This window comes from Pseudonocardia nematodicida, assembly GCF_040105385.1.
Taxonomy (GTDB): domain Bacteria; phylum Actinomycetota; class Actinomycetes; order Mycobacteriales; family Pseudonocardiaceae; genus Pseudonocardia; species Pseudonocardia nematodicida.
In genome coordinates this window covers 63,064-77,363 of the sequence record NZ_JBEDNQ010000003.1, presented here as the reverse complement: position 1 = coordinate 77,363, position 14,300 = coordinate 63,064, and the positions used below count along the sequence as shown (strand labels likewise).

General features: G+C 75.3%; 11 protein-coding genes and 1 pseudogene. 3 read left to right on the top strand and 9 right to left on the bottom strand.

All coding sequences use genetic code 11. The features are described from left to right. Positions 1-140 precede the first annotated feature (140 nt). Both WIS52_RS07685 and WIS52_RS07680 read right to left on the bottom strand, forming a co-directional pair. Positions 141-836, bottom strand: a pseudogene (locus WIS52_RS07685) (hypothetical protein); the annotation flags it as partial. A gap of 38 nt (positions 837-874) precedes the next feature. Next, complete coding sequence (locus WIS52_RS07680; protein ID WP_349297443.1) at positions 875-2,440, bottom strand: hypothetical protein; 1,566 nt, start codon at positions 2,438-2,440, stop codon at positions 875-877. A 136-nt stretch (positions 2,441-2,576) separates the two neighbouring features. On the opposite strand from WIS52_RS07680, the gene WIS52_RS07675 reads away from it, so the two are divergent. Further along, on the top strand, positions 2,577-3,065 hold the full coding sequence (locus WIS52_RS07675; RefSeq protein WP_349297442.1) for a PepSY domain-containing protein: 489 nt from the start codon (positions 2,577-2,579) through the stop codon (positions 3,063-3,065). A 60-nt stretch (positions 3,066-3,125) separates the two neighbouring features. Here WIS52_RS07675 and WIS52_RS07670 read toward each other — a convergent pair whose 3' ends face one another. The 7 genes from WIS52_RS07670 to WIS52_RS07640 all read right to left on the bottom strand — a co-directional run bounded on the left by WIS52_RS07670 (position 3,126) and on the right by WIS52_RS07640 (position 11,365). Beyond that, positions 3,126-3,434 (bottom strand): hypothetical protein, encoded by a 309-nt coding sequence (locus tag WIS52_RS07670; protein WP_349297441.1) that lies wholly within the window; start codon positions 3,432-3,434, stop codon positions 3,126-3,128. After that, positions 3,431-4,429 carry a P1 family peptidase gene (locus WIS52_RS07665; protein ID WP_349297440.1) on the bottom strand — a complete coding sequence of 333 codons (999 nt, stop codon included), beginning with the start codon at positions 4,427-4,429 and terminating at the stop codon, positions 3,431-3,433. Before WIS52_RS07665 ends, WIS52_RS07670 begins: the two co-directional genes overlap by 4 nt. Before the next feature lie 94 nt (positions 4,430-4,523). Further along, on the bottom strand, positions 4,524-5,267 hold the full coding sequence (locus WIS52_RS07660; RefSeq protein WP_349297439.1) for an SRPBCC family protein: 744 nt from the start codon (positions 5,265-5,267) through the stop codon (positions 4,524-4,526). 101 nt (positions 5,268-5,368) lie between these two features. Continuing rightward, positions 5,369-6,220 carry an FAD binding domain-containing protein gene (locus tag WIS52_RS07655; protein ID WP_349297438.1) on the bottom strand — a complete coding sequence of 284 codons (852 nt, stop codon included), beginning with the start codon at positions 6,218-6,220 and terminating at the stop codon, positions 5,369-5,371. Further along, positions 6,217-8,700 carry a xanthine dehydrogenase family protein molybdopterin-binding subunit gene (locus WIS52_RS07650; protein WP_349297437.1) on the bottom strand — a complete coding sequence of 828 codons (2,484 nt, stop codon included), beginning with the start codon at positions 8,698-8,700 and terminating at the stop codon, positions 6,217-6,219. The genes WIS52_RS07655 and WIS52_RS07650 overlap by 4 nt, the downstream gene beginning before the upstream one ends. A gap of 1 nt (position 8,701) precedes the next feature. Continuing rightward, the gene (locus WIS52_RS07645; RefSeq protein WP_349297436.1) at positions 8,702-9,226 is read right to left on the bottom strand and encodes a (2Fe-2S)-binding protein; all 525 of its coding nucleotides are present in this window, start codon (positions 9,224-9,226) and stop codon (positions 8,702-8,704) included. Between the two features lie 396 nt (positions 9,227-9,622). Beyond that, positions 9,623-11,365, bottom strand: coding sequence for a glycosyltransferase (locus tag WIS52_RS07640; RefSeq protein WP_349297435.1), 1,743 nt, complete (start codon positions 11,363-11,365; stop codon positions 9,623-9,625). Positions 11,366-11,824: 459 nt separating this feature from the next. Between WIS52_RS07640 and WIS52_RS07635 the strand changes: the two genes are divergently transcribed. Together WIS52_RS07635 and WIS52_RS07630 are read left to right on the top strand one after the other, a co-directional pair. Beyond that, positions 11,825-12,964: an alkaline phosphatase family protein gene (locus tag WIS52_RS07635; protein WP_349297434.1), complete on the top strand. Its 1,140-nt coding sequence runs from the start codon at positions 11,825-11,827 to the stop codon at positions 12,962-12,964. Between the two features lie 61 nt (positions 12,965-13,025). Next, on the top strand, positions 13,026-14,300 hold the full coding sequence (locus WIS52_RS07630) for an outer membrane protein assembly factor BamB family protein (protein ID WP_349297433.1): 1,275 nt from the start codon (positions 13,026-13,028) through the stop codon (positions 14,298-14,300).

Genomic DNA, 14,300 nt, shown 5'->3' with positions numbered 1-14,300 from the left:
TGAGCGGTGTCCGGCGGAACGTCGTCGGGCAGCTCGCGTTCCGCGGAACCGCTCGCCTGGTGAGCGATCCCGTCGGACACGCCCTCGACGATCCCGGCGTCGGCGGGGGCACCGTCGAACGACTCGCCCGGCTCGGTCACCAGGGTCCCGCTCGCCGTCGCGGCCGGGAGCACGTTCAGCGACAGCAGCTCGTCGAAGGCCCGTTGCGCGGCCAGCTCGCGGACCTGGACCTGGTACCGCGGCGTCGTCCGGTAGGCGCCCTCGGCGCCCACCGGGACCAGGAAGCCCTGGTCGGCGAGGAACCGCAGTGCCTTCCCGACGATGCCGCGGGTGGTGGACTCACCCGCCCGGCCGTCCTTGGTCGCGGTCGCCTCCGGCCGGCGCAGCCAGACCCGCCAGACCTCCTCGAGCTGTGGGGCGTCGGACTCCGGGTCGGCGGGGCCCTCGGCCCGCTCGTTCAGCACCCGGCACGCCTCGCGGACCGCGCCGTCGACGAGCTCGACCGAGACGCGGCCGACGTAGGAGTCGTCACCCAGGTCGTCGGGCCGCGGGAAGGCCAGCGCGGCGACCGCGAGGTGCGCGATGCCGTGCAGCACCTTGTCCGCGCCCCGGTTGGTCAGCGCGGTCCGCCGGGCGTAGGAGTCCATCCGGATCTCGAAGACCGAGCCCTCGGTCGCGGCCAGCACGATGCCGGGCGCGGCGTCCACGGCCAGCACGACCACACCCAGCCCGGACGCGACGCGCTGCACGGTGTCGGCGAACTCGTCGTCCTCCCGGTAGCGCCGGACCAGCTCGGCGTAGTCGGGGTCGCGTCCCGGCAGGGCCTTGGGGCGCATCCCGAACGAGACCAGCCGGGCGGCGGCTTCGACCTGGCTCACCGCGGTTCCCCCTCCACGTCGGCGACGGCGAGCAGCAGGTCCGCCCCGCCGAACTCGGGATCGTGCAACACGGTGCCGTCGTCGACCGCGACGAGCACCGACGGGTCCCCCTGGGTCCGCGCGGTCCCGATCGCCGTCCCGACCGAGTGGACCGCACGCAGGGCGACCAGCTGCGCAGCGCGCAGTGCGACCGGGTCCGCGGCGCGCGGGGCGTCCGGCCGCACCGCGCAGTGCTCGTCGTGGCGCGCACCAGGGTCCCCGGCGGCCTCCCGGACCCGCGCCAGCGCCTCGGACAGCCGGATCGGCGCGCGGGCCTGGGCCGTCACGTTCGGCAGCGCTGCGTCCGCGACGGCCCAGGCCCGCTCGTCGAACCGCTCCCGCGGCTGCGGCGCGAGCTCCGGCTCGGGTACCTCGGTCCCGAACGGGTCCCGGTCCGTGGGCGGGGTCAGCAGGGTCTCGACGAGCCCGCCCAGGCCGGGGACCAGCGGGTTCCCCACCCCGGTCCCGGCCGCGAACCAGGCGGTCACCGGGTCGCCGGCGGTCTCCACCGACAGCGCGAGCGCGGGCCGCAGCAGCTGCCCGAACACGTCGACCGACGCCCGCTTCGGCCGCCCGGAGAACTGCTGGCGGTCCTGCTCGGCGCGGAACGCCGCTCCGGCCTCCTGCAGCCGGGTCTGCAGCTGGGTGTGCCGCTGGATGCAGTCGTCGACCACCTCGACCAGTTCCGCGGCCTGGCGGCGGCGCTCGGGCTCGGTGGCCTCGTCGCGGGCGTCGGCGATGTTCGCCTTGATCACGGTCTCGGCGCGGTAGCGGGCCTCGATGTGGGTCAGCGCCTCGTTCAGCAGCTGCGGGACGGACTCCAGCCAGTCCACCGAGCGGACGTCGCGCCGGGTGGCCTCCAGCTTGTGGCGCAGCGACTCGGCGTACTGCACGGTGCGGTAGCGGGCCTGCTCGGCGGCGAGCCGGGCATCCCCGAGCCGGCCGCGGACGATCAGGTTCTCCAGCTTGGTCTCGGCCGCCTCCTGGGCCGACTCGACGTCGGTGTCCAGCGCCCCGACCAGCACGTTGATCGCCTCGTCGGAGGCCCGCAGGTACACCCGGCCGTCGTGCGCGGCCACCTCGACCAGCAGCTTGAAGTCGAACCGGCGCCGGATGTAGCGGCCCCCGGCGTCGTAGGCGCCGTACTCGACGGCGAACCCGCGGTCGATGCTGCCCACGTTGATCAGGTTGTCGATCACCCAGTGGGCGACGCGGGCGTGCTCGTCGCGGCCGGCGCCGGGCACCTGGGCCGCGACGAAGGGCAACAGCCTGCGGACGACCTCGTCGTGGTCGGCGCCGTGGTCGAAGTCCATGGCCAGTGTGACCTGGTCGATCGCCTGCAGCCCGATCTCGGCCATCTGGTAGGCGGCGGCGTCCCACTCCAGCCGGCCCTTGCGGGCGTCGAGGTCGTGCAGCGGGGCGGTGCAGGCCAGCGCCTTGAGCCGGCGCGCCACCCCCTCGTCCTGCCGGTGGGACGGCGCGCGCACGCCGGCTCCGGCAGCGATCACCGGGGTCGTCGACACCCGGACGACTGTACGGCGGCCGCCGCGACTCCTAACGCGGCCTTAGGGATCACGCAGCGCGGCCTTGGGGCACGCCGGGCGAGGGTTCCTCCCGACACCGGGCGGCAGCGCCCGCCCGCACCCGGAGGAGACTCACATGATCCGCACCCCGCTCACCGTCGCCGCCGTCGCCGCGACCGGCCTGCTGCTCGTCGGCGGGGGCACCGCACTGGCGGTCGGGGCGGGTGGCCCCGGATCGCCGGAGGTCCCGCACGGCCCGGTCACGGTCGCGTCCGCCCAGGCCGGCCCGAGCGCCGGCGACGACCCGGCGCAGCTGGTCCCGCCGGAGCTGCCGGCGGTCACCGACGCCGGTTCCGACGACACCGGGTCCGACCACACCGGGGCCGCTGCCGCGCCGGCCCCCGCCGCCCCGGCGGGACCCACGGTCGACCGGGCCCGCGCCGAGCGGATCGCCCTGGACGCGGCCGGCGGCGGCCGGGTCACCGAGATCGAGTTCGAGCGTGCGGACGACGACGACCGCGACCACTGGGAGATCGAGGTCCGGAACGGCCCGGTCGAGCACGACCTCGAGATCGACGCCGCCACCGGCGCGATCCTCGACCACGACACCGAGCACGACGACTGAGCAGGACCGGGACCGAGCACGACGCCCCGACGGGCCGGGCGCGGGGCTACGGGTGCGGGGCTACGGGCGCCGCGCCGGATCGTCGGCGGCCGCGAGCACCGTCGCCCGCAGCAGCGCCCGGTCCTCCGGGGCCGCGACGGCGTCGAGCAGCTCGTCGACGCCGTGGCACAGCGTGATGTAGCCGCTGACGAACGAGACCGTCCAGCCGTGGTCGAAGGCCCGCACGTCCACCCCGCGCACGGCGGCGTTCAACGCCCGCGCCACCGCCGTCCGGCGGCCCAGCCCGATCACCCGCAGCGCGTCCGGGTCCGGGACGGGTTCCGGGCGCGGCGGGCGCGGCCGGCCCAGCCACGGGTTCGGGGCGCTCATCGCGCCGCCGGCCGGGCGTAGGACGGCACGTCCGGGGCCGGCTGCGCGGCGAGCAGCGCGTGCGCGACCGCCCGGGCCGTGACGTCGGCCGCGGCCGCCTGCAGCAGATACGTCCCGGCGGCGTCCGGGACCGGCCCGGTACCGGTGGCCAGGGCGAACGCGCAGTCGCCGTCCCGGATCGTGTGCACGGGCGAGATCGCGCGGGCCAGACCGTCGTGCGCCATGGTGGCCAGCCGGGAGCAGCCCACCTTGTCCAGCGCGGCGTCGGTGCCGACGACCACCAGCGTGGTCGCCGTCCCCAGTGGACTCACATGTCGGGCGTAGGCCTCGGCGGCCGCCTCCCGCACCGCGTCGGACGGCGGGCCGCCGGGAAACTCGCCGGGCAGACCGGAGCGGGCCCCGAGGACCTCACCGGTGCGGAGGTCGACGGCGGACCCGGCCGAGTTGAGCACGACGAGGGCCGCGACCGTCGCCCCGGTCTCCAGCACGACCGAGGCGGACCCGATCCCGCCGCGCAGGCCGCCGGACACCGCACCGGTGCCGGCGCCGACCGAGCCCTGCTCGACCGGCCCGCCGGTCGCCGCGTCGTAGGCGGCCGCCCCGGTCGTCGCGTCCGGGCGCGCGGTCACGTCGCCGCCCCGGCCCAGGTCGAACACGACCGCGGCGGGCACGATCGGGACGACGGCGCCGGGCACGGCGAACCCCTCGCCGTCGCGCTCGAGGCGGGCCATCACCCCGGACGCGGCGTCGAGGCCGAACGCGCTCCCGCCGGACAGCGTCACGGCGTGCACCCGCTGGACGGTCGCGGTGGGCGCGAGCAGGTCGGTCTCCCGGGTACCGGGCGCGGCCCCGCGGACGTCGACCCCGGCCACCGCTCCGCCGGGCGGCGCCAGGACGACGGTGGTCCCGCTGCGCGCGCCGGCGCCGGTGAGCGTGGCGTGCCCGACGCGGAGTCCGGCCACATCGGTCAGGTCGTTGCGCTCACCGGGGTGCACCGGTCCATCCTCGCCCGTGCCGGCCGTCCCGGCAGCCCCGGGGACGACGACGCGGGCCGGCCCGATCGGGCCGGCCCGCGCGTCGCGATCCGGGTCAGGACTTCTTCTTCGCGTCCTTCCCGCCGCCACGGGCCCGCCGCACGACCAGGAAGATCAGGGCCAGCAGGCCGAGCCCACCCAGCACGGGGGCGAGCCGCTTGAGCACGGGAGCGCCCGCGGAGTCGAGCAGGTCGATCGCCTCGACCGGGCTGCTCTGCTGCCGGCCCGGTGCGGCCGCCGGGGCCGGGGCGGTGGTCGCGGCGCGCTCGCCGGGTGCCGGCGGCACGGCCGGGATCGGCGTCGTCTCGTCGAGCGCGTGCTTCGGGCCGGACCCGTTGCTGGCCGCAGCCCCCGGGCCGGTCAGCTTCTCCGCCACGCAGCCCGAGAACTGGCCGATGATCTTGTCGGCGACGTCGGAGATGACCCCGCGGCCGAACTGCGCCGGACGCCCGGTGACGGTCATGTCGGTGAGCATCGTGACCGAGGTCTTGTCCGGGCCGTCGGCGACCATCGAACCGGTGACCTTCGCCTTCGCGGTGCCGTTGCCGCGGGCGTCGCGGCCGGACGCGTCGATGACGACCGTGTGGTTCGCGTCGTCGCGCTCGACGTAGGTGCCCTTGCCCTTGTAGGTCAGTGAGATCGGACCGAGCTTGACCTTCACGGTCCCCTCGAACGAGTCACCCTCGTACTCGGTGAGCGTCGCCCCCGGGAAGCACGGCGCGATCAGCTCCGGATCGTTGAGCGCCTTCCAGGCGTCCTCGATCGGCGCCGCGATCGTGAACTTGTTCTCCAGCTGCATCTGTCCTCGAGCCTCCTCGTCAGGCGCGGGAAACGCCGAGGGCGCGGTGCCGGCGCATGTCCGCCGGCACCGCGCCCCTTCCCGCGTGGTGCGGGTCGGTGTCAGCCCGCCGCGGCCAGCACCGCACGACCGGTGAGCACCTTCGCCAGGTGCTCACGGTAGTCGGATGCGGCGTCTGCGTCACTCGGAGCCGAGGTCCCTTCCAGGGCGTGTTCGGCCGCCGCCTTCGCGACGTCCGGCCCGGCCTGCTGCCCGACGAGCGCCCGCTCGACCCCGGTCGCCCGGATCGGCACGTTGCCCATGTTGGTCAGGCCGACGCGCGCCTCCGAGATCGTCCCGCCGTCCACCTTGAGCGCGACGGCGACGGCGACCATCGACCACGCCTGGGCGACCCGGTTGAACTTCTCGTAGTGGGTCTTCCAGCCGGAGCGCTTCGGGAACCGCACCATGGTGAGGATCTCGCCCTCGCCGATCGCGGTGGTGAAGTAGTCCTGGAAGAACTCCGCCGCGGGCACCAGCCGGGTGCCACCGGAACCCAGGATCACGAACTCGGCGTCCAGGGCCAGGGCCGCGGCCCCGAGGTCCCCGGCCGGGTCCGCGTGCGCGAGCGCGCCGCCGAGGGTGCCGCGGTGCCGGACCTGCGGGTCCGCGACCGTCTCGGTGGCCTGGGCGATCAGCTCGACGTGGGCCTTGACCAGGTCGTTGCGCATGACCTCGTGGTGGGTGGCCATCGCCCCGACCATCACGTACTGGTCGTCCTCGCCGATCCGGCGCAGCTCCGGGATGCCGCCGAGGTCGATCACGACCGACGGGGCGGCCATGCGCAGCCGCAGCACCGGCAGGAGGCTCTGCCCGCCGGCGAGGATCTTGGCGTCCTCGCCGCCCTGCTGCAGCGCCTGCACGGCCTCGTCGACGGAACCGGGCCGGACGTAGTCGAACTTGGCCGGGATCACTGGACCTCTCCCTGGGGGTTGTTCGGGTCGATCGAGCCGAGACCGGCGCCGGGCGAGTGGGTGTCGCTCGGCGTCTCCTGGGCCTTGTGCCCCCTGGCCTCCTGCAGGGCCTTCCAGACCCGCTGCGAGGTGGTGGGCATCTCGATCTCGGTCACGCCGAGGTGCCGGATCGCGTCCAGCACGCCGTTGACGATGGCCGGGGTCGACGCGATCGTCCCGGCCTCGCCGACACCCTTGACGCCCAGCGCGTTCGTCGTCGCCGGGGTGGCGACGGTCTCGGTGGTGAAGCTGGGCAGGTCGGCCGCCGAGGGGATCGTGTAGTCGACGAACGTGGCGTTCACCAGGGTGCCCTGGTCGTCGTAGTTCGCCTCCTCGTACAGCGCCTGCGCGATGCCCTGGGCGAGACCGCCGTGCACCTGCCCCTCGACGATCAGCGGGTTGATCACGTTTCCGATGTCGTCGACGCAGACGTACTTGCGCAGGTTCACCCGGCCGGTCTCGGCGTCCACCTCCATCGCGCACAGGTGCGTGCCGTGCGGGAAGGAGAAGTTCTCCGGGTCGAACACGGCGTCGGAGTCCAGCGAGGGCTCCATGCCCTCCGGGTAGTCGTGCGCCATGAACGTGGCGAAGGCGATCTCCTGGATGGCCTTGCCCTTGTCGGTGCCCTTGACCGAGAACTGGCCGTTCGCGAACTCCAGGTCGTCCTCGGAGGCCTCCAGCAGGTGCGCGGCGATCTTCTTCGCCTTCTCGATCACCTTGTCGGCCGCGTTGACGATCGCGATGCCGCCGACGACCAGCGAGCGGGAGCCGTAGGTGTCGAGCCCCTTGGGCGAGACCTGGGTGTCGCCGTGCAGGATCTCGACGTCCTCGAACGGCACGCCCAGCTTGTCCGCGACGATCTGGGAGAACGCCGTCTCGTGGCCCTGGCCGTGTGCGGAGGCGCCTGTGGTGACCTCGACCTTGCCGGTGGCGAGCATCCGGATGCTCGCGGCCTCCCAGCCGCCGGCGCCGTAGTCCAGCGAGCCGAGCACCCGCGACGGCGCGAGCCCGCACATCTCGGTGAAGGTCGAGATGCCGATGCCCAGCTGGACCGGGTCGCCGGAGCGCCGGCGCTCCTCCTGCTCACGTCGCAGGCCGGCGTAGTCGATCAGCTCCATCGCGCGCTGCGTGGCCTGCTCGTAGTTGCCGGAGTCGTAGGTCAGCGTCGCGACCGTGGTGAACGGGAACTCGTCGTGCGCGATCCAGTTCTGCTCGCGCAGCTCCATCGGGTCGCGGCCGAGCTCGACGGCGAGCTCGTCCATCATCCGCTCGATGCCGAAGGTGGCCTCCGGCCGCCCGGCGCCGCGGTAGGCGTCGGTGAGCGTCTTGTTGGTGAAGACGTTGGAGCAGGTGAACTTGTACGCCGGGATCTTGTAGATCGCGTTGAACATGAAGGCGCCGAGGATCGGCACGCCGGGCCCGACGAGCCCGAGGTAGGACCCCATGTCCGCCAGGAGGTGGACGTCCAGCCCGGTGATCGTCCCGTCCTTCTTGGCGGAGATGGTCAGGTCCTGGATCTGGTCCCGGCCGTGGTGCGCGGTGAGCATGCACTCGCTGCGGGTCTCGGTCCACTTCACCGGCCGGTTCAGCTTCTGCGCGAGCAGCACGCAGAGCATCTCCTCGGGCAGCACGCCGATCTTGCCCCCGAAGCCGCCGCCGACGTCCGGGGCGATCACTCGCAGCTTGGACTCCGGGACCCCGAGGGTCACCGTGGTCATGGTGCGCAGGATGTGCGGCACCTGGGTGGCGGCCCAGATGGTCAACTGCTCACCGGTCGGGTCGACCACGCAGGAGCGCGGCTCCATGAAGCCCGGGATCAGCCGCTGCTGGCGGAACCGGCGGCGGACGACGATCTGGTCGTCGTCGGCCTCCGCGGCCTTGATCGCGTCGGCGACGCTCCCGCCGGAGCCGGCCTCGCCGGAGTCGAAGACCCAGGTCGCCGACACGTTGGTGCCCAGGTCCGGGTGGACGAGCTCGGCGCCCTCCTTCGAGGCGGCCTCCATGTCCAGCACCGGGTCCAGCGGCTCGTAGTCGACCTCGACGAGCTCGGCGGCGTCCCGGGCCGCGGCGGCGGAACGCGCGACGACGACGGCGACGCCCTCGCCGGAGAAGTTGACCCGGCCGACGGCCAGGACCGGCCGCTGCGGCGCCTTCTGGTCCGGGGTGACCGGCCAGGCGCAGGGCAGCCCGATCTCCTCGGCGCCCAGGTCTGCGGCCGTGAAGACGCCGTGCACGCCGGGGGCCTTCTCGGCCTCCGACTTGTCGATCGAGCTGATCGTCGCCCTGGCCAATGTGGACCGGACGACGGCGATGTGCAGGGTGCCCGACGGGGTGATCGAGTCGGTGTAGCGGGAGCGGCCGGTGATGAGGCGCTGGTCCTCCTTGCGGACCCGGGCCTTGCCGATCTCGCTCGTCGTGGTGGGTTCGGCGGTCGTCGTCAACTCAGTTCCCTCCCCCTGCGACCGGGGCGGCCTGCTGCTCGGTCGTCTGCTGCTGCGCCCCCGGCTTCATGTTCTTCGCCGCGCTCTGCACGGCGCGCACGATGTTCTGGTAGCCCGTGCAGCGGCAGAGGTTGCCCTCGATGCCCTCCCGGACCTCCTGCTCCGACGGGTCGGGGTTGTCCCCGAGCAGGTCGACCGCGGCCATGATCATCCCCGGGGTGCAGTAGCCGCACTGCAGGCCGTGGCACTCGCGGAACGCCTCCTGCACCGGGTGCAGTTGCCCGTCCCGGGCCAGGCCCTCGATGGTGGTGACCTCGCCGCCGTCGGCCTGGACGGCGAGGACCGAACAGGACTTCACGCTCTGCCCGTTCAGGCTCACGGTGCAGGCACCGCAGTTGCTGGTGTCGCAACCGATCAGCGTCCCCGTCTTGCCGAGGGTCTCCCTCAGGTACTGCGCGAGCAACAAGCGGGGTTCGACGTCGTCGGCGTAGTTCACGCCGTCGACAGTGACCCGGACCTCTGTCATGAACTCTCACTCCTCGTCCGCGACCGCTGATCGTTCGCGACCGCGCTGCGCGGGGGCTACCGGGGACGTCGTCACGGGCGGCACCGAAGGAGTTCGCGACCACCGCGGCGCGCCCTGACCAGCCACCACCGTCGGTGTGGCGGCGCCCACATCACACTCCCGATCACCCGGGGCAGCAACACGAACAGCACCCGGCCAGGAACGGAGAGGGAGCCGGGCCGGGGACGTGACCAGGGGCCCCGTCCGGACGCGTCCGCAGTCGCGGAGCGAGAGGGGGTGTCGCACCGCAGAAACGGATCCGCCACACAAGACGAATCACCCGTTCGAACCAGTCCGGTTGGACTGGTCGACGTCCCTGCAGGTCAGGGCAGCCTCACCTGGGTTCCGGGCCCCGAGTCACCGGCGCGCGCCGGGCCCTCCCGGACGCAGCGGCGCGGTGGTCCGGCGCCGCCACGCGCCCCACCACAGGCCGGCGCCGTAGGCCAGGTCGTCGAGCCGGTGCAGCACCAGGTGGGTCACCGGCCCGACCCGCACCCGCGGATCCCGTCCGCGGTGCAGCCACCAGTCGGCGACACCCTCGACGACCGCCGCGACGGCGACGGCCCGCCGGGCGCGGGCCGAGAACGGCAGCAGCACGGCTGCGACCGGCCAGAAGTGCCGAGTCAGCGCGGACGCCGTCTGCCAGAGCGCCCCGGACAGCCCGAGCGCGGTGAGCCGGGCGGCGGTGCGCCGCGGGTGCTCGAGCCGGGTCAGCTTCCGGGACAGCCGCTCGGCCGCGACGGCGGTGACGACGGCCGCGACAGCCGTCGCACCACGACGCCCGGCGAGCAGCAGCAGGCAGACCGCCGCCGTCCACGGCGACAGCACGACCGGCGGGACCGCGCCCGGGTGCCGCTGCGCCAGCGGCGCGGCCCCGGTGCCGTAGAACGCCTTGCGGCGCAGCCACTCCCCCGGCCGGGTGCGGTGGTCGTGCGCGACCCGCGACGCGGGTTCGAAACGCATCGCCCAGCCGGCGGCGTGCAGCCGCAGGACCAGGTCGACGTCCTCGGCGACGTGCATGTCCGGGTCGAACGCCTGCCCTGCGCCGCTCGCGGCGGAGTCGCCGGCGCCGCTCGCGGCAGAGTCACCCGCGCCGCTCGCGGCAGAGTCACCCGCGCCGCTCGCGGCAGAGTCGCCCGCGCCGCTCGCGGCGGTGACCGCGTCGACCCGGACCAGCATCGCCGCGCTGGGCACGTAGGCCACCCGGGACCGGGGCACGACCAGCGCCGGGTCGGTGCCGAGGTCCAGCGACGAGCGCACGGCCTCGTACCGGCCGATCGCGCCCCGCACCCCGCCGCCGCGCTCGGGGTCGAGCGCGACGATCCGGGGTGCGACGAGCGCGACCGCCGGATCGGCCAGGTGCGCGAGCAGCGGCGCGAGCCAGCCCGGCTCGGGGACGACGTCGGAGTCGAGGAACACCACGAACGGTGTGCGGGCGGCGGCGAGCCCGGCGTTGCGGGCCGCGGCCGGTCCCCGCGCGGTGTCGTGCCGGAGCACCGTGCCCCCCGCGGTCGAGACGGCCCGGCGCAACGGCTCCGGGTCCCGCGACCCGTCGTCGACCACGACGAGACCGCCGATCGCGTCCGGGCCCCACCCGACCGGCCCCAGTGCGTCGAGCAGCCGGTCCAGCGGCCGGTCCTTCACCGGGACGACGACGGTGGCCTCGGCCGGCCGAGCGGCCACCGGCGCGGCGGGGCCGGGCGGGACTCCGGGGTCCGCCGGGCCGCCGGGTGTGGCCGGGTTTCCGGGGGTGGCCGGGGCTCCGCGGGTGTCCGACGGGCCGGCGCCGGCGATCGCGAGGGCGTCGGGGTGCGCCAGGCCGGCGTCGAGCAGGGTGCGGGCCAGCGCCCGGCGCGTCGGCGTCGTGACGACGAGCGGGGCCCCGGGACCGGGCAGCAGCCGTCGCGCGGTGGACGACAGGTGGACCAGCCGTGGCGGCGCCCCGCCCAGCAGAGCCGCGCCGCCGTCGATCCTGCGGGTGCGACGGTCGAGCCGCACGGCGAAGCCGTCGGGCAGCCGGCGGTCGTGCGGGCCGGACCCCGGAGGAGCCGCCGGCGCAGCGGCCGGCGACGTCGACGTGCGGGCACCGGGAGCGGTCACCCGCCGAGCCTGGCACCCGGCCGGCGACAGGTCGACACCGGAGCGACGGGCACGCCGAGCACCGCCACCCCATGACCTGGCCGTCCGGTGAGCCCCGGCCCGGGGCTCCGGAAACCGGGAGTACCCGGCCGGTGCGATCCCGCGCCGGCGACCACCGTCGAGATACGCCTGAGCGGGCTCTGGAGATCCACAACTCCCGCTGAGACGTATCTCGGCGGTGCCACGGTCCCGGGGCGCCGCATGCGCCGGCACCCGGCCACCCCGCCCGGTCGCCGGGAGCACCGTGCCAGGACAGGGTCGGGACGGACGGTGGTGGGACCGCCGGGCCGAGGCGCCCGGCCCGGTGCCCCGCCGGATCCGGGCGCACCGCCGCCTGCCCGGCGCGGTCGCCGGGCGACATTCCGGCCGACGAGGCATCGAGGGTCGGCGTACGGCTCCCCGCCCCGCACACTGGCTCCCATGCCCGAGGTCCTCCCCCGCTACGGCACGACGACGCTGGCCGACGTCCTTCCCTCGCTGCTGCACGCGATCGGCGCCCCGCTCGACGAGAACCCGCCCGCGTTCGCGCTGCCCCCGGCCCGCGCCGCGGCGCTGCTCATGATCGACGGGCTCGGCCACGGGCTGCTCCGGGCGCACGCCGCCGACGCCCCGGTCCTCGCCGGCCTCGCCGACTCCGGACCGCTGGCCGTCGGGTTCCCGTCCACGACCCCGATCAGCCTCACCTCGCTCGGCACCGGGCTCCCGCCGGGCACGCACGGCACGCTGGGCCTGCGGTTCCGGGTGAACGGCCACCTGCTCGACGCGCTCTCCTGGTCCGAGGGCCGCCGCGACCTTCGGGAGACGGTCGTCCCGGAGCGGGTGCAGCCCGCACCGACGGTGCTGGAGCGCGCCACGGCCGCCGGGGTCGACGTGCGTGTCGTGTCGCACCGCGAGTTCGCGACGTCCGGGCTGACCCGGTCCGGGCTCCGTGGCGGCACCTACCGCGGTGTCGCGGCACTCGGCGACCTCGCCGTCGAGCTGCTGTCCGGTGTGGACGACCGCGACGGGTCGGGACCGCGGCTGGTGTACGGCTACCACGCCGACCTCGACCACCTCGGCCACCTGTACGGGCCCGGCAGCCCGGCCTGGCGCTGGCAGCTCCGGCAGGTCGACGCCCTGGTCGGGATGCTGGCCGAGGCGCTGCCCGCCGGGGCGCTGCTCGCGGTGACCGGCGACCACGGCATGGTCACCGTCGACCGGGTGACCGATGTCGACGACAGCCCGGCACTCCGCGACGGGCTGGTCCTGATCGGTGGCGACCCGCGGGCCCGGCACCTCTACACCCGGACCGGCGCGTCGGCCGACGTCCTCGCGACCTGGCGCGACACCCTCGGCGACGACGCCTGGGTCGTCCCCGGCGAGCAGGCGGTCGCCGACGGCTGGTTCGGACCGGTCACCGACGCGGTGCGCGACCGGATCGGCGACGTCGTCGTCGCGCTGCGGGGGACGGCCGCGGTGGTGCGCAGCGAGGCCGAGCCCTACCTGTCGTCGTTCCCCGGTCAGCACGGGTCGTTCACCCCGGCCGAACAGCTGGTGCCGCTCCTCGTCCACCCGGGGTGAGCGCCCGGCTCGGTGGAACCACGGATGGCCCCGCCGGACGTGCGCCGGAGAAGATCACCCGGTGCGGACGCGGACGTGGGCGGCGGGGACCGTCGCGGTGCTGGTCGTGGCGAGCGTGGTGGGCATCGCCACGGCGGCGGCCGGCCGGTGCGCCGTCGGCGGTGACCCCGGCCCGGGGGCCGCGGTGTGGACGCCGTCCGGCGGGCCGGAGGAGCGCGCCGCCGCGGACGAGGCGCAAAGGCGGACCGCCGCGGTGACGGCGGCCGCGGGGCTGCCGGCGACGGTCGTCTGGGGGCTGCGGTCCCGCGAGGGGAACGGCGAGCAGCTGCCGGAGGTGGTCGGCGCGACGGTCACCGACGACGGCGTCCTCGTGACGGTGCAGGTGCGCGGCGACGACGCGCTGCTGGCCGCCCACGCCGCGGCCGACGGACGGCCGCTCTGGTCGGCGGCGCTCCCGGACCGCCGCGGCGGGGTCGTCCTGGACCCGGTGCCGGGCGGGCCGCTGCTGGTCACGACGAACCAGGCGCTCGCGGCGCTGGACCCGTCCACCGGTGAGCTCCGCTGGTGCACCGGCGTCGACCCGGACGCCACGAGCACGGCGACCCCCACCGGCGACGGCGTGCTGGTCGCCGAGCAGGACGCCCGCCGGTCCCGGATGCGGATGCTGTCGACCGGGACCGGGGACGAGCAGTGGTCGGAGCGCTACGAGTCGCACGACGGGGGGATCGCGCCGGTCGTCGCCGGGGACACGGTCGCCGTGTTCGCCGCCGACGCCGGTGACGACGGGCGCACCTCCGGCGTGCGGGCGTTCCGCACCGCCACCGGGGAGCCCGCCTGGTCGAGCACGGTGGACTTCCCGAAGCCGATGGGCGCGAGCGACGGCGTGCTGCTGCTGCGGACGGACGCGGGCCTGCAGGGCGTCGATCCCGGCACCGGCCGGGTGTACTGGACCTCCCGGGAGCCGGTGGGTGGTGGGACGCGGGGCGGCGGAACCGTCGTCGCACCGCCGGTCGCCGGCGCCCCGGCGCTCCTGCTGCGCGCGGTCGGCCAGGACGATTCCCGCGGCGGGCTCACCGGCTTCGACCCGGCCACCGGGGTCGTGCGGTGGGAGCGCACCGGCGAGGAGCTCGGCGGACGGCCGGGCCGGCCGGTGGAGTCACCCGGTGCCCTGGGCGACCGGGTGCTGCTCACCGATCACGATCTGCTGGCGGTCGTCGACGCCCGGGACGGCCGGGTCCTCGGCCGCGGGACGGTACGCGGGGTCGACGTCGTCTCCGGCGACCTGGGCGTCGCCTTCGGCGGGCCGCTGACGACCGTGCTGCGGTTCGCGCCCTGA

Excerpts from the sequence above, each read along its gene's own strand:
- WIS52_RS07675 (WP_349297442.1), top strand. The coding sequence starts at position 2,577 with ATGATCCGCACCCCGCTCACCGTCGCCGCCGTCGCCGCGACCGGCCTG.
- WIS52_RS07670 (WP_349297441.1), bottom strand. The coding sequence starts at position 3,434 with ATGAGCGCCCCGAACCCGTGGCTGGGCCGGCCGCGCCCGCCGCGCCCG.
- WIS52_RS07660 (WP_349297439.1), bottom strand. The coding sequence starts at position 5,267 with ATGCAGCTGGAGAACAAGTTCACGATCGCGGCGCCGATCGAGGACGCC.
- WIS52_RS07645 (WP_349297436.1), bottom strand. The coding sequence starts at position 9,226 with ATGACAGAGGTCCGGGTCACTGTCGACGGCGTGAACTACGCCGACGAC.
- WIS52_RS07635 (WP_349297434.1), top strand. The coding sequence starts at position 11,825 with ATGCCCGAGGTCCTCCCCCGCTACGGCACGACGACGCTGGCCGACGTC.